At 64.5% G+C, this 22,569-nt stretch carries 22 protein-coding genes and 2 tRNA genes; 17 read left to right on the top strand and 7 right to left on the bottom strand.

What is annotated here, in order from left to right:
• Positions 1-43: 43 nt before the first annotated feature.
• Entirely contained in the window at positions 44-868 is an 825-nt protein-coding gene (locus tag BDOA9_RS24760; protein ID WP_025036651.1) for an enoyl-CoA hydratase, read from the bottom strand.
• A gap of 85 nt (positions 869-953) precedes the next feature.
• On the opposite strand from BDOA9_RS24760, the gene BDOA9_RS24755 reads away from it, so the two are divergent.
• The 6 genes from BDOA9_RS24755 (at position 954) to BDOA9_RS24730 (ending at position 4,627) form a co-directional block, all read left to right on the top strand.
• Entirely contained in the window at positions 954-1,382 is a 429-nt protein-coding gene (locus BDOA9_RS24755) for a PaaI family thioesterase (protein ID WP_025036650.1), read from the top strand.
• Between the two features lie 158 nt (positions 1,383-1,540).
• Positions 1,541-2,005: a 50S ribosomal protein L13 gene (gene rplM, locus BDOA9_RS24750; RefSeq protein WP_011087726.1), complete on the top strand. Its 465-nt coding sequence runs from the start codon at positions 1,541-1,543 to the stop codon at positions 2,003-2,005.
• A gap of 1 nt (position 2,006) precedes the next feature.
• Positions 2,007-2,486 (top strand): 30S ribosomal protein S9, encoded by a 480-nt coding sequence (rpsI, locus tag BDOA9_RS24745; RefSeq protein WP_018642439.1) that lies wholly within the window; start codon positions 2,007-2,009, stop codon positions 2,484-2,486.
• A 229-nt stretch (positions 2,487-2,715) separates the two neighbouring features.
• On the top strand, positions 2,716-3,933 hold the full coding sequence (locus tag BDOA9_RS24740; RefSeq protein ID WP_025036649.1) for a GGDEF domain-containing protein: 1,218 nt from the start codon (positions 2,716-2,718) through the stop codon (positions 3,931-3,933).
• Between the two features lie 60 nt (positions 3,934-3,993).
• Positions 3,994-4,230 (top strand): hypothetical protein, encoded by a 237-nt coding sequence (locus tag BDOA9_RS24735; RefSeq protein WP_025036648.1) that lies wholly within the window; start codon positions 3,994-3,996, stop codon positions 4,228-4,230.
• A 100-nt stretch (positions 4,231-4,330) separates the two neighbouring features.
• A complete protein-coding gene (locus tag BDOA9_RS24730) occupies positions 4,331-4,627 on the top strand; it encodes an antibiotic biosynthesis monooxygenase family protein (RefSeq protein ID WP_025036647.1) in 297 nt (98 codons plus the stop codon).
• 7 nt (positions 4,628-4,634) lie between these two features.
• Here BDOA9_RS24730 and BDOA9_RS24725 read toward each other — a convergent pair whose 3' ends face one another.
• Positions 4,635-5,786 carry an AI-2E family transporter gene (locus BDOA9_RS24725; RefSeq protein ID WP_025036646.1) on the bottom strand — a complete coding sequence of 384 codons (1,152 nt, stop codon included), beginning with the start codon at positions 5,784-5,786 and terminating at the stop codon, positions 4,635-4,637.
• A 135-nt stretch (positions 5,787-5,921) separates the two neighbouring features.
• Between BDOA9_RS24725 and BDOA9_RS24720 the strand changes: the two genes are divergently transcribed.
• The 3 genes from BDOA9_RS24720 (at position 5,922) to BDOA9_RS24710 (ending at position 8,135) form a co-directional block, all read left to right on the top strand.
• Positions 5,922-6,626 (top strand): hypothetical protein, encoded by a 705-nt coding sequence (locus BDOA9_RS24720; protein ID WP_025036645.1) that lies wholly within the window; start codon positions 5,922-5,924, stop codon positions 6,624-6,626.
• Positions 6,627-6,716: 90 nt separating this feature from the next.
• Complete coding sequence (locus BDOA9_RS24715; RefSeq protein ID WP_025036644.1) at positions 6,717-7,490, top strand: gamma-glutamyl-gamma-aminobutyrate hydrolase family protein; 774 nt, start codon at positions 6,717-6,719, stop codon at positions 7,488-7,490.
• 165 nt (positions 7,491-7,655) lie between these two features.
• Positions 7,656-8,135, top strand: coding sequence for a hypothetical protein (locus BDOA9_RS24710; protein WP_340162397.1), 480 nt, complete (start codon positions 7,656-7,658; stop codon positions 8,133-8,135).
• A 297-nt stretch (positions 8,136-8,432) separates the two neighbouring features.
• On the opposite strand, the gene glnA is transcribed toward BDOA9_RS24710, so the two are convergent.
• Positions 8,433-9,842: a type I glutamate--ammonia ligase gene (gene glnA / locus BDOA9_RS24705; RefSeq protein ID WP_025036642.1), complete on the bottom strand. Its 1,410-nt coding sequence runs from the start codon at positions 9,840-9,842 to the stop codon at positions 8,433-8,435.
• A 153-nt stretch (positions 9,843-9,995) separates the two neighbouring features.
• Positions 9,996-10,334: a P-II family nitrogen regulator gene (locus BDOA9_RS24700; RefSeq protein WP_007603495.1), complete on the bottom strand. Its 339-nt coding sequence runs from the start codon at positions 10,332-10,334 to the stop codon at positions 9,996-9,998.
• Positions 10,335-10,715: 381 nt separating this feature from the next.
• Between BDOA9_RS24700 and BDOA9_RS24695 the strand changes: the two genes are divergently transcribed.
• Entirely contained in the window at positions 10,716-12,215 is a 1,500-nt protein-coding gene (locus BDOA9_RS24695) for an NAD(P)H-hydrate dehydratase (protein WP_025036641.1), read from the top strand.
• A 107-nt stretch (positions 12,216-12,322) separates the two neighbouring features.
• Here the strand turns inward: BDOA9_RS24695 and BDOA9_RS24690 are convergent, their stop codons facing one another.
• A complete protein-coding gene (locus tag BDOA9_RS24690; RefSeq protein WP_025036640.1) occupies positions 12,323-13,627 on the bottom strand; it encodes a multicopper oxidase family protein in 1,305 nt (434 codons plus the stop codon).
• Positions 13,628-13,781: 154 nt separating this feature from the next.
• Here BDOA9_RS24690 and BDOA9_RS24685 point away from each other — a divergent pair.
• From BDOA9_RS24685 to BDOA9_RS24675, 3 genes are all read left to right on the top strand, one after another.
• A tRNA-Leu gene (locus BDOA9_RS24685) sits at positions 13,782-13,866 on the top strand.
• Positions 13,867-14,041: 175 nt separating this feature from the next.
• Positions 14,042-15,403 carry a trigger factor gene (gene tig, locus BDOA9_RS24680; protein WP_025036639.1) on the top strand — a complete coding sequence of 454 codons (1,362 nt, stop codon included), beginning with the start codon at positions 14,042-14,044 and terminating at the stop codon, positions 15,401-15,403.
• Positions 15,404-15,683: 280 nt separating this feature from the next.
• Positions 15,684-16,319: an ATP-dependent Clp protease proteolytic subunit gene (locus BDOA9_RS24675; protein ID WP_025036638.1), complete on the top strand. Its 636-nt coding sequence runs from the start codon at positions 15,684-15,686 to the stop codon at positions 16,317-16,319.
• A gap of 62 nt (positions 16,320-16,381) precedes the next feature.
• Here the strand turns inward: BDOA9_RS24675 and BDOA9_RS38160 are convergent, their stop codons facing one another.
• Positions 16,382-16,588, bottom strand: coding sequence for a hypothetical protein (locus BDOA9_RS38160; RefSeq protein WP_152033448.1), 207 nt, complete (start codon positions 16,586-16,588; stop codon positions 16,382-16,384).
• A gap of 180 nt (positions 16,589-16,768) precedes the next feature.
• Here BDOA9_RS38160 and clpX point away from each other — a divergent pair, with 180 nt between their 5' ends.
• The 3 genes from clpX (at position 16,769) to BDOA9_RS24660 (ending at position 21,264) form a co-directional block, all read left to right on the top strand.
• On the top strand, positions 16,769-18,040 hold the full coding sequence (clpX, locus tag BDOA9_RS24670; RefSeq protein WP_008547851.1) for an ATP-dependent Clp protease ATP-binding subunit ClpX: 1,272 nt from the start codon (positions 16,769-16,771) through the stop codon (positions 18,038-18,040).
• A 322-nt stretch (positions 18,041-18,362) separates the two neighbouring features.
• A complete protein-coding gene (lon, locus tag BDOA9_RS24665; RefSeq protein WP_025036637.1) occupies positions 18,363-20,786 on the top strand; it encodes an endopeptidase La in 2,424 nt (807 codons plus the stop codon).
• A gap of 73 nt (positions 20,787-20,859) precedes the next feature.
• The gene (locus BDOA9_RS24660) at positions 20,860-21,264 is read left to right on the top strand and encodes a GFA family protein (protein WP_025036636.1); all 405 of its coding nucleotides are present in this window, start codon (positions 20,860-20,862) and stop codon (positions 21,262-21,264) included.
• Positions 21,265-21,376: 112 nt separating this feature from the next.
• Here BDOA9_RS24660 and BDOA9_RS24655 read toward each other — a convergent pair.
• Positions 21,377-21,453 (bottom strand) — tRNA-Val (locus BDOA9_RS24655).
• Between the two features lie 130 nt (positions 21,454-21,583).
• Here BDOA9_RS24655 and BDOA9_RS24650 point away from each other — a divergent pair.
• Positions 21,584-22,444 carry a class I SAM-dependent methyltransferase gene (locus BDOA9_RS24650; RefSeq protein ID WP_025036635.1) on the top strand — a complete coding sequence of 287 codons (861 nt, stop codon included), beginning with the start codon at positions 21,584-21,586 and terminating at the stop codon, positions 22,442-22,444.
• Positions 22,445-22,569: the final 125 nt, after the last annotated feature.

Here is a 22,569-nt window from a genome sequence, read left to right as displayed (position 1 = left end):
GGAAGCAGCCTGGATTGCTTCGTTTCGCTCGCAATGACGAATTTCATTCATCCCGCCATGTCGGCGCGCGCTTCTCGATGAAGGCGCCGATGCCTTCCTCGGCATCGCGCGCCATCATGTTCTTGGTCATCACCTCTGCGGCATAGCGATAGGCGTCCGCAAGGCTCATCTCGGCCTGGCGGTAAAACGCCTCCTTGCCGAGCTTGATCGTGTAGGCGGATTTCAACGCGACCTGTTTGGCGAGCTCGATCGCGGCGCCGAGTTCGGTGCCGGCCGGCACCACGCGGTTGACGAGCCCGATCTCGCGGGCGCGGTCGGCCGTGATCGGCTCGCCCGTCAGCAGCATCTCCATGGCCTGCTTGCGCGGGACGTTGCGCGACAGCGCCACCATCGGGGTCGAGCAGAACAGGCCGATGTCGACGCCGGGTGTGGCGAACTTCGCCTCCTGCGATGCGATCGCAAGATCGCAGCTGGCGACGAGCTGGCAGCCGGCGGCGGTCGCGATGCCCTGGACGGCCGCGACCACGGGCTTCGGCAGATGCACGACCGCCTGCATCATCGCGCTGCAGGCATTCATCATCTCGGCGAAGAAGGCGCGGCCGCGATCGGGGTCGGCGCGGTGCGCGGTCAGCTCCTTCATGTCGTGGCCGGCGGAGAAGGCTGGACCGTTGGCCGCGATCACCACGCCGCGGATGGCCTTGTCGTCGCCGATCTCGCCGAGTGCGGCATGCAGGCTCGCGATCATCGCCTTGGACAGGCTGTTGCGCGCGGCCGGGCGGTTGAGCGTCATGATCGCGATGGGGCCTACCGTCTCGCGCAGCAGGATCAGCGGTTGCGGGGAAGGGGCGCGGGCAGCCTGGACGGACATTGACGCGATTTCCGCTAGATGATTGCAATTGGATGACACCAATAACTTAATGTAACAGGGCAGGCGAAGCGAGGGTGGGGACGGCATGGCGTTAGCGAAAATGAGCGTAGCGGAGCTGGAGCAGTTCCTCCGTGACGAGTTTCCCCAGGCCTTCAGCGGTGACGACATCACGATCGAGAGTGCGGACGGCCAGACCAGCCTCTTGCGCCAGCGCTACAGCGAAAGGATGCTGCGGCCCGGCGGAACCGTGTCCGGTCCGACGCTGATGGCGCTCGCGGATTTCGCGATGTACGTGGTGCTGCTGTCCGCGATCGGGCCGATCGGGCTCGCCGTCACCACCAACCTCAACATCAACTTCCTGCGCAAGGGCCAGCCCGGGCAGGATGTGCTGGCCGAGGCGCGGCTGCTCAAGCTCGGCAAGCGCCTTGCGGTCGGGGAGGTGAACCTTTTGTCTGGGACCTCACCCGATCCGATTGCCCATGTCACCTCGACCTATTCCATTCCAAATGTTTGAGCATTTTGCAGGTAATATCGCACCATATTTTTAAGTCGTTGATTTTATGTAGCTAATTTACATTTCGGGGCATTGACCGTTGCGCCGCTCTTCTCTAGAACCGCGCGCAGTCCGGTGCGGTGTTCGCGCCGATATCTCCCGTCCACGGAAACTCCGACATGAAAACCTTTTCGGCAAAGCCGGCTGAGGTGACGAAGAAGTGGGTGCTGATCGACGCCAAGGGTCTGGTCGTCGGCCGTCTCGCCACCATTGTCGCCATGCGCCTGCGCGGCAAGCACCTCCCGACCTACACCCCGCACGTCGATTGCGGCGACAACGTCATCATCATCAATGCGCAGCATGCGGTCCTCACCGGTCGCAAGCGCGAGCAGAAGACCTACTACAAGCACACCGGCTATGTCGGCCACGTCAAGGAGCGCACCGCGCGCCAGATCCTCGAGGGCAAGCATCCCGAGCGCGTGCTCGAGAAGGCCGTCGAGCGCATGATCCCGCGTGGTCCGCTCGGTCGCGTCCAGATGGGCAACCTCCGCGTCTATGGCGGGGCTGATCATCCGCACGAGGCGCAGCAGCCCGAGAAGATCGACATCGCCAAGTTGAACCGCAAGAACACGAGGGCCGCATAACATGGCCGAATCCATTCAGTCGCTCGACCAGCTCTCGCAGCTCAAGACCGCGGCCGCGCCCGAGGCGCCCAAGCACGAGAAGAAGGTCGACAAGTTCAACCGCGCCTACGCCACCGGCAAGCGCAAGGACGCGGTCGCCCGCGTCTGGATCAAGCCGGGTGCCGGCAAGGTCACCGTCAACTCGCGCGAGGTCGAGGTCTATTTCGCCCGTCCCGTGCTGCGCATGATGATCGAGCAGCCGTTCTCCGTGGCCCAGCGTTCAGGCCAGTACGACGTGATCTGCACCGTCGCCGGCGGCGGTCTGTCCGGCCAGGCCGGCGCGGTCCGTCACGGCATCTCCAAGGCGCTCACCTATTTCGAGCCGGAGCTGCGCTCCGTGCTCAAGAAGGGCGGCTTCCTCACCCGCGACTCGCGCGTGGTCGAGCGCAAGAAGTACGGCAAGGCCAAGGCCCGCCGCTCCTTCCAGTTCTCGAAGCGTTAATCGTTTCGTGCGCATTCGCCGCGAAAGCGGCTTCAATGAGATGCAAAAGGGCGCTGATTTCAGCGCCCTTTTTGTTGTTCGTTTGTATGCAAATTGATGGCGTGTTTCGCGAAAACTTAGGGATCCGCGAAAACCTGAATGGAACCCGCAAGACCTAGCGTCGCATTTGGAAGGGCGCGCAAATCGGCTGGGCCGATCGCGTAACTGCTATGTTTCAGAGGGGGCCGACATGATGTCGCTCGATAGCATCACGCTCTATTTGGTCGCCACCATGGTTGCCGCATTGCTCGGCGCCATGATGGTGTTTTTCGGAAAGCAGGAGAACAGCCCGGCGCTGAAATGGTGGGGCACCGCCTATCTGCTCGGTGCCGCCTCGGTCGCGCTCTGGACCGCGGCGGGCGACAGGCTGGGGCCGCACATTTACCTTGCGCTGAACGCCGTCGGTTTCGTTGCCTGCGGCATGGTTTGGAACGCGGCGCGCGTCTTCCACGGCCGCAAGCCGAACTGGCCCGGGCTCGTGCTCGGCGCACTTGCCTGGGTCGCGGCCGCGACGCTGCTCGATCCCACGGCATCGATGCTGCGCATGCTCGTCGGTGCCGGCATCGTCTCGGTGTACGCGGCGCTGACTGCGAGCGAGCTCTGGACCGAACGGCGCAAGAGCGTGCAACGGCGCTGGCCCGCCTTGGTGATGCCGGTGATGCACGGCTGCGTGTTGATGCTGCCGATCCTGATCGGCAGCTTCCTGCGCCCGCATGATGCCGGCTTCTCCTCGAGCATCTGGGTCACCGTGTTCGCGGTCGAGCTCATCCTTTATGCCGTCGGCACCGTGTTCGTGATCTTCATGCTGGTGTCCGAGCGCACCGTGACCGCGCACCGGACCGCAGCTTCCACTGATCCGCTCACCGGCATGCTCAACCGTCGCGGCTTCTCGGAGGCCTGTGCGCGCGTGATCGAGCGCGAGGCCAAGGCCGGGCGTCCGGTGACGGTGATGATCTTCGACATCGACCACTTCAAGTCGATCAACGACCGCTTCGGCCATCCCGCCGGCGACGAGATGCTGAAGCTGTTCTCGACCGTCGTGGTCAGCAATCTGCGCATCTCCGACCTGTCGGGCCGCATCGGCGGCGAGGAGTTCGCCGCCCTGTTGCCGTGCTCGCTGGAGGAGGGCGTGCTGGTCGCCGAGCGTGTGCGCGAGGCGTTCGAGACCTCCGGCGTCGTCGTCGACGAAGGCCCGGTCGACACCACCGTCAGCATCGGCGTCTCCGGCGGTCCGGCCGGCACCGAGCTCGAGGTGCTGCTGGCCTCGGCCGACACCGCGCTCTACCAGGCCAAGCGCGGCGGCCGCAACCGCGTCGAGGCGGCGGAGGAGCTGCCGCTGTCGCTGGAGAACTGGCGCCGCCAGAGCGCGGCGCGGACCGCATCGCAGGCGCGCCCGGCCACCGCGTGAGAATGCAGGGCGGCCTTGCGGTAAATCTCTGTTTACCATTCGATCCCTACCATCGTGGTCATGGAATCGATCCGCCGACAGAATCCGCAAGCCGCCCTGATGTCGCTCGAAGCCGAAGCTGCCTCGGCCCGCGGCGGTTTCGCCTGTCTGTTCTCCACCGCGGACGAATACGAGAGCGCGCTGATCACCGAGCGCCGCGCGCAAGGACGCCACGCGCAGCACCGCAGCTACTGGCCGTTCGTGTTGTTCGCGGGTTGTGCGGCGATCGTGACCGGCACCGTTCTGCTGTTTGCCTGACGCACCCGCAATTCGGCCGGGCAGGGCGCCGTTCCGGCGCCTTTTTCTTTGGCGCGGTCTACGCTAGACACGGGCATCGAACAAACAGGGTGGAAAGCCAATGATCACCGAGATCGCGCAAATCGACGTCAAGCCGGGCAGCGAGAAGGATTTCGAGGCGGCCGTTGCCAAGGCCAAGGCCGCTTTCGGCCGTTCCAAGGGCTTTCACGGCTTCGAGCTGCACAAGTCGATCGAGAAGCCGCAGCGTTACCGGCTGATGGTGAAATGGGCGACGCTGGAGAACCACACCGTGGACTTCCGCGGCTCGGAGAATTTCACCGAATGGCGCGGCCTGGTCGGCCAGTATTTTGCCGCGCCCCCCGAGGTCGAGCACACCGAGACCGTGCTCACGACCTGAGCGAGGTTCACGCCGCCTCCGCCAGAGGCGGCGCCTCGTACGTCTTGACATGGTCGATCATGACCTTGGCGATGGCGACCAGCGGCAGCGCCAGCGCGAGGCCCCAGATGCCGAACACGACGCCGAGCAGGATCTGGAACGCGAACAGCGTGGCCGGCGGGATGTCGAGCGCCTGCCGCTGCAGGATCGGCGTCAGCAGGTAGCTTTCCATCGCGTGCACGCCCATGAACAGCAGAAACGCCGACAAGGCGGGGATCCAGCCCGAGGCGAGGCTCGCCAGCACCACGATGACGCCGGCGATGATCGCTCCCACCGTGGGGATGAAGGCGAGCAGGCCCGCCTGAATCCCCAGGATGAACGCGCCGGGGATGCCGATGACGGCGAGTCCGATCCAGGTCACGGCACCAACCGCGATCATGACGATGATCTGGGCGATCAACCATCGCTCCAGGGTTTCAGCGATACGGTCGATGACCAGGGCGACACGGGTCCGGTGCCGCGCCGGCGCCAGGAACAGCAGGCCGTCATGATAGACACTGGGCTGGGCGGCGAAGGCAAGGCCCAGGAACAGCACGATGAAGATGTTGCCCACGCCGTGAATGGTGCCGAGCAGCAGCTTGAGGGTCTGGCTCACGATCGCGCCGCCGCTGGAGGCGAGCGCGCCGGCGCTCGGCAGGGGAGCGCGCGAGGGCGTTGCCGGTGCGGGCGTCGCCTCCGAGGACGCGTTGGTCGCGGACTCGGACGCAGCGTTGCCGAGATCGAAGAAGCTGGTGTCGATGCCGTAGCTCTCGAGCAGGGACCTGGCATTGGTGATCTGCGACTTGATGGTCTTGCTCAGCAGCGAGGCCTGTTCGGCAATGGTGGCGCCCCCGAGATAGGCGACGCCCGCGAGTAGCAAAGCGAGCGCGACGCAGACGATTGCAAGCCGCATCGTGTGAGGCAGGTGGACCCGGCGGCCGAGCGCATTGACCAGCGCGTTGAGACCGAGGCCGAGCAGCATGCCGCTGAAGATCAGCATCAGGGTGGCCGCAAAATACCAGGTAAAGGCGAGCAGCGCGGTGAACAGCACGACGCCGATGCCGCCGACCGCGATCGCCCAGGCCTGATCCCGCGCGAGGTCGGCACGGCAGCGGGGTCGTTCATCTGCGGGAAAGGTCACATCGTATCCTGTCTTTGGTGGCTGCGATCGGGCACTCTTTCGACAAACGCACTTCCGATCAAGAGCGGCAACGCGCCCGTTTGACGCTCGCGCGCGAACTGTGCAGAGCTGAGACGAAACGGAAGTGAGGGGCGCTTGGGCTCTATCAGCAAGTGGGCCGGTCTGCTCGGGCTCTTGGCTTTGATCGTCGGTGGCGACCAGATCCGGATCAACCGGCCCGACCATAAATTCCGCCTGACGGTCGAGGTGACGACGCCGGCCGGGATCAAGACCGGGTCGAGCATTCTCGCTGTCGTGCCCGATCGCAACTATAACCGCAGCGGCCGCACCACGATGCGCGGGGAGGCCGTGTTCGTCGATCTCGGCCAAGGCAAGAACATCGTGGTCTTGCTGGCGCACCAGCAGGGCGCCAAGCTCGACCTCGACGACATCAACTATGTGGCGCTCCGCGCCTATGGCGCCGCGCGCGGCAGCCGGGTGTCGTTCAAGGACATGAGCCGGCAGACCGGCACTGTCCCGGTGCAAGGGGAGCTCATCCCCGTGCTCGTGAGCTTCGGCGATCTCAGGGATCCCAGCACCGCGCGCCTTGTCGCGAGCGATCGTGCGGAGGCAATCCTGGGCGAGGGCTATGCGATCCGCGGCGTCTCCGCCGAGGTGGTGCCCAACGGGCTCTGGCCGATCGACTTCGGTGGCGCGCTCGGGGAGCCCGTGACGCGCGGAATCGAGGCCAAGCTCCCCTGGCTGGCCGCACCGGGCGAGACAGCGTCAACCGCGCTGAAGGCCGCCGGCCTGCCCGTGGCGGGCGGGTTGGACGCCCGGGAGGCATTTGCGCGAAAATAGCATTGCCGTCCCGCGATCCCTTCTGTTGAATTTGTTCCATCGGAGGGGCATGTTCGGGGAATCTTCTTATCGGGAGCCGCGGAACGACAGATGAGAAAGCCGGTCGTCGGCGTGATCGGGAATTCCTATCGCGTCGAAAATCGATTTCAGGTCCAGATGGTCGGCGAGCGAAACCTGCGCGCCGTGGCCGAAGTCTCCGGCGGCTTGCCGCTGATGTTCGCTGGAGCCCCCGACATCACCGATATCCCGGCACTGCTCGATACCGTGGACGGCATCATCCTGACCGGGGCCCGGGCCAACGTTCACCCGACCCGCTTCAACGTCGATCCCTGCGAAAAGCACGAGCCCTACGACATCCACCGCGACGAGGTCGCGCTGGCGCTGTCGGTCGCCTGCGTGGCCCGCGGCATTCCGCTGTTCGGGATCTGCCGCGGCTTGCAGGAGATGAACGTCGCCTTCGGCGGCTCGCTGCATCCCGAGATCCGCGAGATCCCCGGCCGCATGAACCACCGCATGCCCCGGCTCGAGAACGGCGAGATCCATCCCGATCCGACGGTGGTGTTCGCCGACCGTCACGACGTCGAGCTGACGGCCGGCGGCGCCTTCGCCAAAATTCTCGGCTGCGAGAAGATCCGGGTCAATTCACTGCACGGGCAGGGCATCCTCGATCCCGGCAAGCGCGTGCTGATCGAAGGCATCGCCGAGGACGGCACCATCGAGGCGATCCGCATCGCGGAAGCTCCGAGCTTTGCCCTCGGCGTGCAATGGCACGCGGAGTACGACCCGCAGCACAATCCCATCAACCGCAAGCTGTTCGAAGCCTTTGGCGAGGCGATGGTGACACGACAGAAGGCGGCGGCCTAGGCTCCGGTTCGTTCCTCGAAACCGGATTGCCTTGCGATGAACCCCAGCGTCACCGTGACAACCCTTCTCCTGCTCGCGTCCTCCGCATTCGCGCAAAGCGCGCCGCCGCAGGAGGGACCGATTACCTGCGCTTCACCGGTTGGGCCCGGTGACACCGAGAGGACGTTGAAGCAGCGCTATGGCACTGACGCCGTGGTGCAGGCGCTGCCGGGCGCCGAGGGCGAGAAATACAGGGCGCTCGTACTGTTTCCGAAGGCGACGGACCGCCGCATCGCAATTGCCTTCACCGACGACAAGGCCGGGCGCGCCTCCGGCCTCACCTTGCGCGATGCCAAGACCAGCCGCTGGAGCATTGGCGGAATCACCCTCGGCTCAAGCCTTGCCGAGGTGCAGAAGGCCAACGGCAAGCCGTTCCTGGTGAGCGGATTCGAATGGGACTACGGCGGCTTCGTCACCGACTGGAAGGGCGGCGCGCTGAGCCGGCCGCTGCAAGACGGCTGCATCGTCACGATCCGGTTCGGCAAGAAGGCCGGAGCGCCGAGGTCGCTCTCCGGTGATGGCGTCAAGGTCGCCTCGGACAATGCGACGCTGGTGAAATGGGCGCCCGTGGTGACCGAGATTGGCGTCAACTTTCCCGACGAGTGACAATGCCGCGCGATGCGCATTCCAAATCTCGGGCCGATAAACCAATCGGTAGGAATTGCTCCGATGCGGTTTTTGCGGCTCTGATTTGTTCTTTGAGAACGGATTGGAGTCAGATGCAGAACGAAAGCGGATGGCTCCGCAGCGCAGGTTCTCGCTACCATCGTCGAACCGTAGACGCCCTCCGGCAGTCGTCTGATCTCGCCCCGTTTCCGCTTGGCCGCCTTGATTTGGCATGACCAAACGAAAAGGCGCCTCCTTCCGGAAGCGCCTTTTGCTTGTCGCCGATGTTCGTGCCGATCAGCCCGAATAGTACATGTCGAACTCGATCGGGTGCGGGGTCATCTCGAAGCGCTCGACCTCGGTCATCTTCAGCTCGATATAGGCGTCGATGAAGTCGTCGTCGAACACGCCGCCGGCCTTGAGGAAGCTGCGGTCCTTGTCGAGGTTTTCGAGCGCCTCGCGAAGCGAGCCGCACACCGTCGGGATCTGCTTCAGCTCTTCCTTCGGCAGGTCGTAGAGGTCCTTGTCCATCGCCGGACCCGGATCGATCTTGTTCTTGATGCCGTCGAGGCCGGCCATCAGCATCGCGGCGAAGCCGAGATAGGGATTGGCGAGCGGATCGGGGAAGCGCACCTCGACGCGCTTGGCCTTCGGCGAAGCGGTGTAGGGGATGCGGCAGGAGGCCGAGCGGTTGCGCGCGGAATAGGCGAGCAGCACGGGGGCCTCATACCCCGGGACCAGACGCTTGTAGGAGTTGGTCGACGGGTTGGTGAAGGCGTTGATCGCCTTGGCGTGCTTGATGATGCCGCCGATATAGTGGAGGCAGGTCTCCGACAGGTCGGCGTACTTGTTGCCGGCGAACACCGGCTTGCCGTCCTTCCAGATCGACTGGTGCACGTGCATGCCCGAGCCGTTGTCGCCGTAGACCGGCTTCGGCATGAAGGTGGCGGTCTTGCCGTAGATGTGCGCGACCTGGTGGATGCAGTACTTGTAGATCTGGATGTGATCGGCCATCAGCGTCAGCGTGTCGAACTTCATGCCGAGCTCGTGCTGGGCGGAAGCGACCTCGTGGTGGTGCTTCTCGACCTTGACGCCCATCTTGGCCATGGCGCCCAGCATTTCCGAGCGCATGTCCTGCACGGAATCCTGCGGCGGAACCGGGAAATAGCCGCCCTTGGTGCGGACGCGGTGGCCGAGATTGCCGCCTTCATATTCGGTGTCGGAGTTGGTCGGCAGCTCCGAGGAGTCGAGGCGGAAGCCGGTGTTGTAGGGCGTGGAGGAGAAGCGCACGTCGTCGAACACGAAGAATTCGGCTTCGGGGCCGACGAACACGGCGTCGCCCACGCCCATCGACTTCACCATCGCCTCGGCCTTCTTGGCGATGCCGCGGGGGTCGCGGTTGTAAGGCTCGCCGGTGGTCGGCTCGAGCACGTCGCAGGTGATGACCATGGTGGTCTCGGCGAAGAACGGATCGATCGTCGCGGTCACCGGATCAGGCATCAGGCACATGTCGGACTCGTTGATCGCCTTCCAGCCGGCGATCGAGGAGCCGTCGAACATCGTCCCTTCGGCGAAGATGTCTTCATCGATCATGCTGACGTCGAACGTGACGTGCTGCCACTTGCCGCGCGGATCGGTGAAGCGCAGGTCGACGTACTTCACGTCGTTGTCCTTGATCGATTTCAGGACGTCTTTGGCGGTCTTCATGCATACCCCTTTTGGCTCTGCGGGTCGGTTTCCAGGTGAGCAAGATTGTTCTCGCTTTTGGCGAGTTCGCGCGCGACCGCACAAACGAAATCAGGCCGCCGAAGCAGCCTTATTTCTTGTCAGAGTGTCGCAAAATGCGGGATAGCACCCGGCTCAGATAGCGTCCAGCCCGGATTCGCCGGTTCGGATGCGGATCGCCTCTTCGATGTTGGAGACGAAGATCTTGCCGTCGCCGATGCGGCCGGTCTGCGCGGCGCGGCGGATCGCGTCGATGGCGCGCTCGACCAGATCGTCGCCGATCACGATCTCGATTTTGACCTTCGGCAGGAAGTCGACGATGTATTCTGCGCCGCGGTAAAGTTCGGCGTGACCCTTCTGCCGGCCAAAGCCCTTGGCCTCGGTGACGGTGATGCCCTGGAGACCGACTTCCTGAAGCGCTTCCTTCACCTCGTCGAGCTTGAATGGCTTGATGATGGCTTCGATTTTCTTCACTGCGCGACTCCCGGCCTCTCGATCCAATAGCAACGTCTTCGTCAGGACGCGCATTTCTCAACGCACGATCTTGTCTTCTCTATGCCGGGATCCCTGACCAGTCCGGCGACATCGGCCGGCCACACCCTTCTAGATGCCAGTGAGCACGACGAACCGAAGCGGCTTCCTCGAAAGCAGGGTCTATGCCAAGTTGCAAATGCCCTGATTATCGGAGCGTTATCAGCCTTTTAACGAGCATCCCTGAGTGATGGTGCCGATCTGCACAAAATACCGAAGACTACGAAATAGGCAAACGGTTCAATGTGTGTGCAGATCGATGTTCCCGTCGCCGGATCGGCGCCAAAGGTGCCTGTTCAAGAGGCGTTTGTACTAGGAAGTGGCATGGAAGTTCTGACCAACGCGGACATGCAGCGCGCCGACCAGCTCGCCATCGCGGCCGGCACGCCGGGTTTCAAGCTGATGCTCAGCGCCGGCCAGGCGGTCGCCGAGGCCGCCCAGGAGCTAGTGGAGGAGGGGCCGATCCTGATCGTGGCCGGGCCCGGCAATAATGGCGGGGACGGCTTCGTCGCCGCCGCCGAGCTCGCCGCGCAGGGGCGCGAGGTCTCGGTGATCCTGATGTGCGAGCGCGACCAGCTCCAGGGCGATGCAGCCTCCGCCGCGCGCGGCTGGAAGCACCCGGTGCTGCCGTTCAACCCGCAGGCGATCGGCAGGCCTGCGCTGATCATCGACGCGCTGTTTGGCGCGGGCCTCAGCCGCTCCATCGAGGGCGAGGCGCGGGAGATGATCGAGGCGATCAACGCCAACGGTGCTCCGGTGCTGGCGGTCGATTTGCCGAGCGGCATCAACGGCACCAGCGCCGCCGTGATGGGCGTGGCGGTGAATGCCACCGAGACCGTCACCTTCTTCCGCAAGAAGCCGGCGCATCTGCTCTTGCCCGGGCGGATGCATTGCGGCCGCGTGCGCGTCGCCGACATCGGTATCGATGCGCAGGTGCTGGACGAGATCGCGCCGCAGACGTTCGAGAACGATCCGGATGTCTGGGGCGCGGCCTTTCCGGTGCCGCGCATCGACGGCCACAAATACGCGCGCGGCCACGTGCTGGCGGTCTCGGGCGATGCGGCCGCGACCGGTGCGGCGCGGCTCGCCGCGCGCGGCGCGCTGCGCGCCGGAGCGGGCCTTGTGACGCTGGCGAGCCCGCGCGATGCGCTCGCGATCAATGCGGCCGCGCTGACCGCGGTGATGGTGCGCCCCGTCGACAGCGCGATCGAGTTCGGCGAGCTGCTCGGGGACAAGCGCTACAACACCTGCATCATCGGCCCCGGTGCGGGCGTCAGTGAGCGCACCTGCGATTTCGTCCACAGCGCACTAACCGCACAGCGGCATCTGGTGCTCGATGCGGATGCGCTGACGAGCTTTGCCGCAACCCCCGAGCGCCTGTTCGAGTCGATCAAATCCTCGCAGGACAATGCGGTGGTGCTGACCCCGCACGAAGGCGAGTTTCCGCGCCTGTTCTCCGACCTCAGCAACAAGCATCCCGGCCGCTCCAAGCTCGAGCGCGTCCGCGCCGCCGCCGAGCGCTCCGGCGCCGTGGTGCTGCTGAAGGGCCCCGACACCACAATCGCCGCCCCCGACGGCCGCGCCACCATCGCCGCCAATTCGCCGCCCTGGCTCGCCACGGCCGGCGCGGGCGATGTGCTGTCCGGGATCATCGCAGGGCTCCTGGCGCAAGGCGTGCCGGCGTTCGAGGCCGCCAGCATCGGCGTCTGGATGCACGGCGAGGCGGCGAGTGAAGCCGGGCCGGGGCTGATTGCGGAGGACCTGACCGAGACGCTGCCGGCCGTGCACCGGCGGATCTATGACGCGCTGGGGGTGGAGTACTGAGCTGTTCGTTACGGGGCGTAGATGGGTAGAGCGCAGCGAAACCCATCATCTCTCGGCTTGGCGCGATCGCGATGGGTTTCGCTGCGCTCTACCCATCCTACAAAATCTCACTCCACCCCATACCAGCGCACCAGGCGCGGCGCGGCCCAGTCGGTCGCGACGGATTCGATCAGCCAGCGCCCGGGCGAGGTTGCAGCGAATGCAATGCGCTGGGTCTGGCCGGGCTCGATCGCGAGCGTGTCGAGCCAATAGGGCTTCCAGCCGTCGTCGAGCTTGTCGAGCAGGCGGAAATGGTGGCCGTGCAGGTGGAACACCGTGGTGAGCGGGGCGGGGTTCTGCAGCGCCAGCACCACCGTGCGGCCGGTCTTGGCGCGGAAGCCGGGGGCGGAGGCGGTGGAGAAGGTCGCGGGCCGTGCCCAGCCGGAATCGGCTGCTCCCAGCGCGACATCGAACCGCAGGGCGCCTCTCAGATCGAGCTGGTCGGGCAGATCGTTCGGAGGGAGCGGTTGAAGTGGCGACAGCTCCGCGCGCCGGCGGATTCCGCCGGAGACCGAAAGGGTTCCGATTTGGCGGGCCGACTTGCCGTCGTGCAGCAGGAAGGGAGCCGAAGCCTCGACATCCACGAAAGCGTCGGCCCGCGCCCCGGGAGCTAGGACGAGGGCGCCGTTGCGGGCCGGAAAGGGCTCGGCCGGCTGGCCGTCCAAGGCCAGGACGTTAACTTCATGATTCTCCAATTTAATTGCGAGAACAGAGCGTTGCGAACCGTTGATAATGCGCAGTCGCAGCCGCTGGCCGCCCAAAGCTGACAGCTCGAATGAAGTCTGCCCGTTGATCGTGTAGAGCGGCGCCGTGTCCTTTGGGTCCTGGCCCGCAGGGACAGCGGTGCCATCCGGCCGCAGGCGCCATTCCTGGATCAACAGGACCTCGTCACGGTCGACGGCGACCGGGCCGGTTTCGGCCACGATGATCGGAAGCGGGCGCGCGGGCTGCTTCAGGCGGTCCTCGAAGAGGCGGAAGTCGGCCAGCAGAGTGCCCGCATTAGGCACTGAAATAGTTGATGTTTCCGTCGCATCCGGTGCTGCCGGGGCGCGGCCGCGGAGCGGGTCGGCCGCCATCGGCGCGTGGAGGCCGTACCAGACCGGCGCAAGCGGCACAGGGAGGTTGTTGCTGAAGACCAATTGGCAGCGGTCGAAGCGCTTGAGACGCACGTCTCTGAGGTGGCTTACGGCGGCCAGCTCCCAGATCGGTGTAGCCGCCTGACCCGGTGTCAGAGCCAGCGTTGCGGGCCTCGCCTGCAGCGCCAGCTGGGCCGTCACGGACGGGCCCGCGCCGCCCACGATCAGCGCGGCCGCCGAGGCGCCTAAGCCCGCCAAAACCTCGCGCCGATGTGGGGCATGGATCCGCGTTGTCATGGCACGATCCGGACCACGCCGTGCTGGATAAGTCCAGCCATCGTGCCTATTTGAAGCCTGCCTCCATCAAGCCATTTTTTTGCTGCGAACAGTCAGGCGCATGCTATAAGCCCGGCCGCCCGCGGCATCGCGGCCGGTCTTGATGCAAATTCACGCGGGCGTGGCGGAACTGGTAGACGCGCTGGATTTAGGTTCCAGTGACGAAAGTTGTGGGGGTTCGAGTCCCTCCGCCCGCACCAAGCGCTTATCGCGTTTGCACGGATTACGAGGCCTGCTTCCGCGGGGACGATTGTCCGCCTGGGAGCGGGTCCGATGAACCACCGGCGTGGAGGCGTGTGCCTCGCGCCGGATCGATTAACGACAGCGTCCCGACGCGCGACGTGCCGGGGCCGAACGAAAAGAAGATTGGACGCCATGCAGGTCACAGAAACCCTCTCGGAAGGTTTGAAGCACGAGTTCAAGATCAGCGTCCCCGCGTCTGATCTCGACGCCAAGGCCGGTGCCAAGCTCGTCGACCTCAAGGACAAGGTCCGCATCAACGGCTTCCGTCCGGGCAAGGTGCCGGTCTCGCACCTGAAGAAGGTCTATGGCCGCTCGGTGATGGCCGAGACCATCGACCAGACCATCCGCGACACCAACACGCAGCTGTTCTCCGAGCGCGGCTTCCGCCTTGCGACCGAGCCGAAGATCACCATGCCGAGCGAGCAGGCCGAGGTCGAGGAACTGCTGAACGGCAAGACCGATCTGACCTACACGGTCGCGATCGAGGTGGTGCCTTCGATCGCGCTCGCCGACTTCAAGACCTTCCAGGTCGAGAAGCCCGTCGCCGAGGTCACCGACGCCGACGTCGACGAGGCGATCAAGCGCATCGCCGATTCCAATCGCACCTTCGCCGACAAGGGCGAAGGCGCCAAGGCCGCCTCGGGCGACCGCGTCACCATCAACTTCACGGGCCGCATCAACGGCGAAGTCTTCGAAGGCGGCACCGGCGAGGGCATCCAGGTCGTCATCGGCTCCAACACCTTCATTCCGGGCTTCGAGGAGCAGCTCATCGGCATCGGCGCGGGTGAGACGCGCACGCTGAAAGTATCGTTCCCGAAGAACTACATGAACGACAAGCTCGCCGGCCAGCCGGCCGAGTTCGAGACGACAGCGACGCTGATCGAGGCGCCGCAGGACCTTGCGATCGACGACGAGTTCGCCAAGTCGCTCGGCCTGGAATCGCTGGACAAGCTGAAGGAAGCCGCGCGTGAGCGCCTCGTTGCCGAGTTCGCCACCGCCACGCGCCAGCGCGTCAAGCGCACGCTGCTCGACCGTCTCGACGAGGCGCATCGCTTCGAGGCGCCGCCCTCGCTGGTGGACGAGGAGTTCAATCTGATGTGGAACTCGGTCAAGGCCGAGATGGATTCCGCCGGCAAGACCTTTGCCGACGAGGACACCACCGAGGACAAGGCGAAGGAGGAGTATCGCAAGATCGCCGATCGCCGCGTGCGGCTTGGCCTCGTGCTCTCCGAGATCGGCGAGAAGAACAAGATCACCGTGACCGACGACGAGGTCGGCCGTGCCGTGATCGAGCGCGCGCGCTCGATGCCCGGCCGCGAGAAGGAGGTCTGGGACTTCTACCGCAACAACGCCCAGGCGTTGGCCCAGCTTCGTGCGCCGATCTACGAGGACAAGGTGGTCGACTTCATCCTCGAGCTCGCCAACGTGACCGAGAAGAAGGTCTCGCGCGAGGATCTCTACAAGGACGACGACGCGGAAAAGACCGCAGCCTGAAGGGTTTGAGATAGTCCGCTATTAAGGATGATGAGCGAAGAGGTCCAGCTAGCCAGATGGCCGGCTGGGCCTCTTTGTGCGAATCAGCTTCAACTGCCCCTCGGGTTAAGCCTTAATGCGCTCCGCACTTGTCAGAAGCGAATTGGGCTATATCTGTCGCTACGCCTTCTACTTCTTACCCAAGTTCCTGCATCACAGGACGTCCATTCGCCTCCCGGCCAATCCAGCCCAACTGGCAAGCCTGCCCGGCGATGTCCGTCTCCGAAACCCTAGGTGACTCATGCGCGATCCGGTTGAAACCTACATGAACCTCGTGCCCATGGTGGTCGAGCAGACCAACCGTGGCGAGCGCGCCTACGACATTTTCTCGCGCCTCCTGAAGGAGCGCATCATCTTCGTGACCGGCCCGGTCGAGGACGGCATGTCGACGCTGATCGTCGCGCAGCTGTTGTTCCTCGAGGCGGAAAATCCGAAGAAGGAAATCTCGATGTACATCAACTCGCCGGGCGGCGTGGTGACGTCGGGCCTTGCGATCTACGACACCATGCAGTTCATCCGCCCGCCGGTCTCGACCCTGTGCACCGGTCAGGCGGCTTCGATGGGCTCGCTGCTGCTTTGCGCCGGCGAGAAGGACATGCGCTTCTCGCTGCCGAACGCGCGCATCATGGTTCACCAGCCCTCCGGCGGCTTCCAGGGCCAGGCCACCGACATCATGCTGCACGCCCAGGAAATCCTGAACCTGAAGAAGCGGCTCAACGAGATCTACGTCAAGCACACCGGCCAGACCTACAAGTCGATCGAGGATGCGTTGGAACGCGACAAGTTCCTGACCGCAAACGACGCCAAGGAGTTCGGCCTGGTCGACAAGGTGATCGACAAGCGCGCCGAGGAGCCGGCACCGGCGAAGGCCCCGTAGCACTACCGGGGCGTCACGACGATCCCTCGGTTTGCCGTGGACCCGTCAGGGCGGCGTTCACGTTAGGTGCGCGTGCGCGCGGTGCAAAACGCGGTTTTGCGCCCCGCGACAAGCAGAAAGTTCCGCTTTCGTGCTTGTTTTTCGTGGCAATCCAGCAACGCCGGGGTGTTTTCGATCACTTCGCTCGTGCCAAGACCGGAAATCACGGTATTGTCACGGCTTGCCGGCGACCCCCGATTAGCGAATTCTTGATAGTCGGGTGACAGCATGGTTGGCTACGATTGATCGGCTGATCGCGGGAGAATCGAGCGACCGTGATTCGCGCAGGATGTAGTAAGGCGTAGGGTCTTTTTTGGTACGGAATTTGCTCTACTTAAGCTTCATGCCGGCCATCGTGTCGGAATGGAGCGATCGAGCGGAACGGGATCGAACCGCGGACGGAGACATGAATGAGTAAGGTCGGCACGAGCGACTCCAAGAACACGCTATATTGCTCGTTCTGCGGCAAGAGCCAGCACGAAGTCCGCAAACTGATCGCGGGTCCCACGGTCTTCATCTGCGACGAGTGCGTCGAGCTCTGCATGGACATCATCCGCGAGGAGAACAAGTCCTCGCTGGTCAAGTCGCGCGACGGTATTCCGACGCCAAAGGAAATCTGCAAGGTGCTGGACGATTACGTCATCGGCCAGAGCCATGCGAAGAAGGTCCTCTCGGTCGCGGTGCACAATCACTACAAGCGCCTCAACCATCAGACCAAGCACAACGACGTCGAGCTCGCGAAGTCGAACATCCTGCTGATCGGTCCGACCGGCTCGGGCAAGACGCTGCTCGCGCAGACGCTCGCCCGCATCCTGGACGTGCCGTTCACGATGGCCGATGCGACCACGCTGACCGAAGCCGGCTATGTCGGCGAGGACGTCGAGAACATCATCCTGAAGCTGCTCCAGGCCGCCGATTACAACGTCGAGCGTGCCCAGCGCGGCATCGTCTACATCGACGAAATCGACAAGATCAGTCGCAAGTCCGACAACCCCTCGATCACGCGTGACGTGTCGGGTGAGGGCGTGCAGCAGGCGCTGCTCAAGATCATGGAAGGCACGGTGGCTTCGGTCCCGCCGCAGGGCGGCCGAAAGCATCCGCAGCAGGAGTTCCTGCAGGTGGATACCACCAACATCCTGTTCATCTGCGGCGGCGCTTTCGCCGGCCTCGAGAAGATCATCTCGGCACGCGGTCGGTCGACCTCGATCGGCTTCGGCGCCCAGGTGCTCGCGCCTGAGGACCGCCGGACCGGTGAGATCTTCCGTCACGTCGAGCCCGAGGACCTCCTGAAGTACGGCCTCATCCCCGAGTTCGTCGGCCGTCTGCCGGTCGTGGCGACCCTCGAGGATCTCGACGAGACCTCGCTCAAGAAGATCCTGACGGAGCCGAAGAACGCGCTGGTGAAACAGTACCAGCGGCTGTTCGAGATGGAGAACATCGAGCTGACCTTCGCCGACGAGGCGCTTGGCGCGGTCGCCCGCAAGGCGATCGAGCGCAAGACCGGCGCGCGAGGCCTGCGCTCGATCCTCGAGGCGATCCTGCTCGAGACCATGTTCGACCTGCCGGGCCTGGAAGGTGTGGAAGAAGTCGTGATTTCCCGCGAAGTCGTGGAAGGCACGGCCCGTCCGCTCTACATCTACGCCGATCGGTCCGATCGCGCCGTCGAGAACGCCAGCGCCTGATCCGACGGCGCTGGAACGCTCCAATCGTGTCCTCGAAGTGGGCTGCGGAACCGGTATTTCCGCAGCCGGTGTTGCGTCGCTTATTGCGTGCGTAAGCGCCTGATGGCGCGCGTCTTTCAATGACTTGACACCCCCCGGGTCGATAGCCACCTAATGTCGGCGGCGAGCGAAAAATCTCTTCAAGATTCGCCTCAGTTCCGTTCCGGCGAGCCGGTCCAACTTGTAAAGGACCGACCGGTTCTGCGGATCACCTCGGCACCTTGTGGCGGTTGCGCGTGATCAGCGGGCTGCGTGCAAGGGGGCAAAGCAAAAGGAAAAGGCCATGACCAATCCAAAACCCCGGCCAACCATCGTTCATGGCGAAGCGCACGCCTATCCCGTGCTGCCGCTGCGCGACATCGTCGTCTTCCCGCACATGATCGTTCCGCTCTTCGTCGGCCGCGAGAAGTCGATCCGCGCGCTCGAAGAGGTGATGAAGAACGACGCGCTGATCATGCTCGCGACGCAGAAGAACGCGTCCGACGATGATCCGGCGCCCGATGCCATTTACGAGACCGGGACGCTTGCCAGCGTGCTGCAGCTCCTGAAGCTCCCCGACGGCACCGTGAAGGTGCTGGTCGAAGGGCTCGAGCGTGCGCGCGTGGCGAAGTACACCGATCGCGCGGACTATTATGAGGCGACCGCGGTCGCGCTCGCCGACACCGATGCGAAATCGGTCGAGGCGGAAGCGCTGGCGCGCTCGGTCGTGTCCGACTTCGAGAGCTATGTGAAGCTCAACAAGAAGATTTCGGCCGAGGTCGTCGGCGTCGTGCAGGCGATCACCGATTTCGCCAAGCTCGCCGACACCGTTGCCTCGCATCTCGCCGTCAAGATCGCCGATCGGCAAGGAATCCTGGAGACGCTGTCCGTCACCACGCGCCTGGAGAAGGTGCTCGGCCTGATGGAGAGCGAGATCTCGGTGCTGCAGGTCGAGAAGCGCATCCGCTCGCGTGTCAAACGCCAGATGGAGAAGACCCAGCGCGAGTATTATCTCAACGAGCAGATGAAGGCGATCCAGAAGGAACTCGGCGACGACGACGGTCGCGACGAGCTCGCCGACCTCGAGGAGAAGATCTCCAAGACCAAGCTCTCCAAGGAAGCGCGCGAGAAGGCGCAGCATGAATTGAAGAAGCTGCGCCAGATGTCGCCGATGTCCGCGGAAGCGACCGTCGTTCGCAATTATCTGGACTGGCTGCTGTCGATCCCGTGGAACAAGAAGTCCAAGGTGAAGAAGGACCTGGAGCAGGCGCAAGCCATCCTGGACTCCGATCACTACGGGCTCGAGAAGGTCAAGGAGCGCATCGTCGAGTACCTCGCGGTGCAGTCGCGCGCCAACAAGCTGACCGGGCCGATCCTGTGCCTGGTCGGGCCTCCCGGCGTCGGCAAGACCTCGCTCGGCAAGTCGATCGCGAAGGCGACGGGGCGCGAATTCGTGCGCGTCTCGCTCGGCGGCGTGCGCGATGAGGCCGAGATCCGCGGTCACCGCCGCACCTATATCGGCTCGATGCCCGGCAAGATCATCCAGTCGATGCGCAAGGCCAAGTCGTCCAATCCGCTGTTCCTTTTGGACGAGATCGACAAGATGGGCGCCGATTTCCGCGGCGATCCGTCCTCGGCGCTGCTCGAGGTGCTCGACCCCGAGCAGAACGGGACCTTCAACGACCACTATCTCGAGGTCGACTACGATCTGTCCAACGTGATGTTCATCACCACCGCGAATACGCTCAATATTCCGGGGCCGCTGATGGACCGCATGGAGATCATCCGGATCGCGGGCTACACCGAGAACGAGAAGGTCGAGATCGCGCGCAAGCACCTGATCCCGAACGCGGTGTCCAAGCATGGCCTCGACTCCAAGGAGTTCTCGATCGACGACGAGGCGCTGCTGCTTCTGATCCGCCGCTACACCCGCGAAGCGGGCGTGCGCAATCTGGAGCGTGAGCTCTCCACACTGGCCCGCAAGGCGGTGAAGGAGCTGATGATCTCCAAGAAGAAGTCGGTCAAGGTCACCGAGAAGACTCTGGAAGAGCTGCTCGGCGTGCCGAAGTACCGCTTCGGCGAGATCGAGAGCGAGCCGCAGGTCGGCATCGTCACCGGCCTTGCCTGGACCGATGTCGGCGGCGAGCTGCTGACGATCGAAGGCGTCATGATGCCCGGCAAGGGCAAGATGACGGTGACGGGCAATCTGCGCGACGTCATGAAGGAGTCGATCTCCGCGGCGGCGTCCTACGTCCGCTCGCGCGCGATCAACTACGGCGTCGAGCCGCCGCTGTTTGACAAGCGCGACATCCACGTGCACGTGCCGGAGGGTGCGACGCCGAAGGATGGTCCGTCAGCAGGCGTTGCGATGGCCACCGCGATCATCTCGGTCATGACCGGCATTCCGGTCCGCCATGATGTCGCGATGACCGGCGAAATCACGCTGCGCGGCCGCGTGCTGCCGATCGGCGGCCTGAAGGAGAAGCTGCTGGCTGCGGCCCGCGGCGGCATCAAGACGGTGCTGATCCCCGAGGACAACGCCAAGGATCTCACGGAGATTTCCGATGCGATCAAGGGCGGCATGGAGATCATCCCGGTCTCGCGCCTCGACGACGTCGTCGCCAAGGCCTTGGTGAAGAAGCCGGTGCCGATCGTCTGGGAAGAGGACACCAAGGTGACGGTGAAGCCTGATGGCGATGAAGCCGCCGGCGGCCTGACCGCGCACTGAGTGTGCGGCTCGAAAATGATGATAAAACGGCGCCTTCGGGCGCCGTTTTTGTTTGGGCGACAGGGAGGAGGCAATGCAGATCGACGGGCAATGTCATTGCGGGGCGATCGCCTTCGAGGCCGATGTCGATCCGGAAGGGGTGTCGGTCTGTCACTGCACCGATTGCCAGACGCTGACCGGCTCGCCGTTCCGCGTGACGGCCATCTGCACCCGGGCCGATGTCCGCCTGACCCGCGGTACGCCCAAAATCTACGGCAAGCGCGGCGACAACGGCCGGATGCGCTTCCAGCATTTCTGCGGCGACTGCGGTTCCCCGCTGTTCACCAGTGGCGAGGGCGACCAGGCCGACGATTGGGGCATCCGCTGGGGCTCGATCCGCCAGCGCGATGCGCTGAGGCCGGTGCGGCAGATCTGGTGCCAATCGGCGGCTGTCTGGATCGATGCGGTGCCGCTGCTGCCAGGGCGGCCGCGGGATTGAGATTGGGCTTGCCTAGCCCGCCTTCGCCCTTTGGGCTTCGGCGCGCCAGCCTTCACCGGCTTCGCGCTCATGACCTGCTGTGCTGGCCTGCCGAGCCGTAGCTCGCGAAGGCTGGTGGGCGGTCACGGATTCGAACCGCGGACCCTCTCGGTGTAAACGAGATGCTCTAACCAGCTGAGCTAACCGCCCCATGGCGCCCTCTTTAGCCCTCCGGCGGGGGGAGGAGCAAGGGGCGGCAACAGCGTAAATCCAGCTCATTTGAGCGCTTGACGGGCCTTCAACGTGATATCACCGCCAGGCAAAGTGACTGAGGAACCCGATGCAACAGCCGAGCGGACACGAGCAAAACGCCGATCAGATCGCCTATTGGAACGGCCCGAGCGGGCGGCGCTGGGCCGATCGGCATGCGGCGCAGGAGAAACTGCTCGGCCCCATTGCCGACGTCCTGATCGCGCGCGCCAAGCCCCGGCCGGGCGAGCGCGTGCTCGACGTCGGCTGCGGCTCCGGTGCGACGACTGTCGCGTTCGCGAAGGCGGTGGCGCCCGATGGTTTTGCGCTTGGGCTCGACGTCTCCGAGCCGATGCTGTCGCAGGCGCGCGCGCTGGCGCCGAAAGGCTTGCCGCTCGACTTCGTGCTGGCGGATGCGACGGTGTATCCGTTCGAGCCGGCGAGCTTCGATCTGCTCGCTTCACGCTTCGGCGTCATGTTCTTCGCCGACCCCGTCGCGTCCTTCACCAATCTCCGCCGCGCGCTGAAGCCGACCGGGCGGCTGGCCTTCGCTTGCTGGCGCGAGCCGAAGGAGAATCCATGGGCGATGGCGCCGCTGATGGCGGTCTACAAGCACGTGCCCAAGATGCCGCCGGTCGGTCCGGAGGAGCCGGGCCCGTTCGCCTTTGCCTCGGAAGAGCGCGTCATGCGCATATTGAAAGGCGCAGGCTTCGTCGACGCGGCGATGGAGCCGCACAATCTGGCGATGGACATTGCTATCGGCGGCGGGCTCGATGCCGCCGTCGACGGCGCGCTCCAGATCGGTCCCGCCAGCCGCGCACTCCAGGGCCATCCGCCGCAGACCTACGAGGCCGCAAAAGCCTCGATCCGCGAAATGCTCGCGCCGTTTTTGAAGGGGCAGAGCGTGGCACTGCAGGGCGCGATCTGGATCGTGACGGCGAAGGCGGGGTAGGCCGCAGCTCTCTCCGCCGTCATTGCGAGCGCAGCGAAGCAATCCAGAGTCTTTCCGCGGCGGGACTCTGGATTGCTTCGTCGCAAGTGCTCCTCGCAATGACGGGGATAGATGCGAGCACTCGG

The sequence above is a fragment of the Bradyrhizobium sp. DOA9 genome (assembly GCF_000617845.2).
GTDB lineage: Bacteria > Pseudomonadota > Alphaproteobacteria > Rhizobiales > Xanthobacteraceae > Bradyrhizobium.
This window is presented reverse-complemented; position numbering and strand designations above follow the sequence as displayed.

What these genes read in the sequence shown, in the direction of transcription:
- BDOA9_RS24650 (WP_025036635.1), top strand. Translation starts at nt 21,584, where the DNA reads ATGCAACAGCCGAGCGGACACGAGCAAAACGCCGATCAGATCGCCTAT.
- BDOA9_RS24740 (WP_025036649.1), top strand. Translation starts at nt 2,716, where the DNA reads ATGATGTCGCTCGATAGCATCACGCTCTATTTGGTCGCCACCATGGTT.
- BDOA9_RS38160 (WP_152033448.1), bottom strand. Translation starts at nt 16,588, where the DNA reads ATGCTGTCACCCGACTATCAAGAATTCGCTAATCGGGGGTCGCCGGCA.
- BDOA9_RS24675 (WP_025036638.1), top strand. Translation starts at nt 15,684, where the DNA reads ATGCGCGATCCGGTTGAAACCTACATGAACCTCGTGCCCATGGTGGTC.
- glnA (WP_025036642.1), bottom strand. Translation starts at nt 9,842, where the DNA reads ATGAAGACCGCCAAAGACGTCCTGAAATCGATCAAGGACAACGACGTG.
- rpsI (WP_018642439.1), top strand. Translation starts at nt 2,007, where the DNA reads ATGGCCGAATCCATTCAGTCGCTCGACCAGCTCTCGCAGCTCAAGACC.
- BDOA9_RS24735 (WP_025036648.1), top strand. Translation starts at nt 3,994, where the DNA reads ATGGAATCGATCCGCCGACAGAATCCGCAAGCCGCCCTGATGTCGCTC.
- clpX (WP_008547851.1), top strand. Translation starts at nt 16,769, where the DNA reads ATGAGTAAGGTCGGCACGAGCGACTCCAAGAACACGCTATATTGCTCG.
- BDOA9_RS24730 (WP_025036647.1), top strand. Translation starts at nt 4,331, where the DNA reads ATGATCACCGAGATCGCGCAAATCGACGTCAAGCCGGGCAGCGAGAAG.
- lon (WP_025036637.1), top strand. Translation starts at nt 18,363, where the DNA reads ATGACCAATCCAAAACCCCGGCCAACCATCGTTCATGGCGAAGCGCAC.
- rplM (WP_011087726.1), top strand. Translation starts at nt 1,541, where the DNA reads ATGAAAACCTTTTCGGCAAAGCCGGCTGAGGTGACGAAGAAGTGGGTG.
- BDOA9_RS24660 (WP_025036636.1), top strand. Translation starts at nt 20,860, where the DNA reads ATGCAGATCGACGGGCAATGTCATTGCGGGGCGATCGCCTTCGAGGCC.
- BDOA9_RS24715 (WP_025036644.1), top strand. Translation starts at nt 6,717, where the DNA reads ATGAGAAAGCCGGTCGTCGGCGTGATCGGGAATTCCTATCGCGTCGAA.
- BDOA9_RS24695 (WP_025036641.1), top strand. Translation starts at nt 10,716, where the DNA reads ATGGAAGTTCTGACCAACGCGGACATGCAGCGCGCCGACCAGCTCGCC.
- tig (WP_025036639.1), top strand. Translation starts at nt 14,042, where the DNA reads ATGCAGGTCACAGAAACCCTCTCGGAAGGTTTGAAGCACGAGTTCAAG.
- BDOA9_RS24755 (WP_025036650.1), top strand. Translation starts at nt 954, where the DNA reads ATGGCGTTAGCGAAAATGAGCGTAGCGGAGCTGGAGCAGTTCCTCCGT.
- BDOA9_RS24690 (WP_025036640.1), bottom strand. Translation starts at nt 13,627, where the DNA reads ATGACAACGCGGATCCATGCCCCACATCGGCGCGAGGTTTTGGCGGGC.
- BDOA9_RS24760 (WP_025036651.1), bottom strand. Translation starts at nt 868, where the DNA reads ATGTCCGTCCAGGCTGCCCGCGCCCCTTCCCCGCAACCGCTGATCCTG.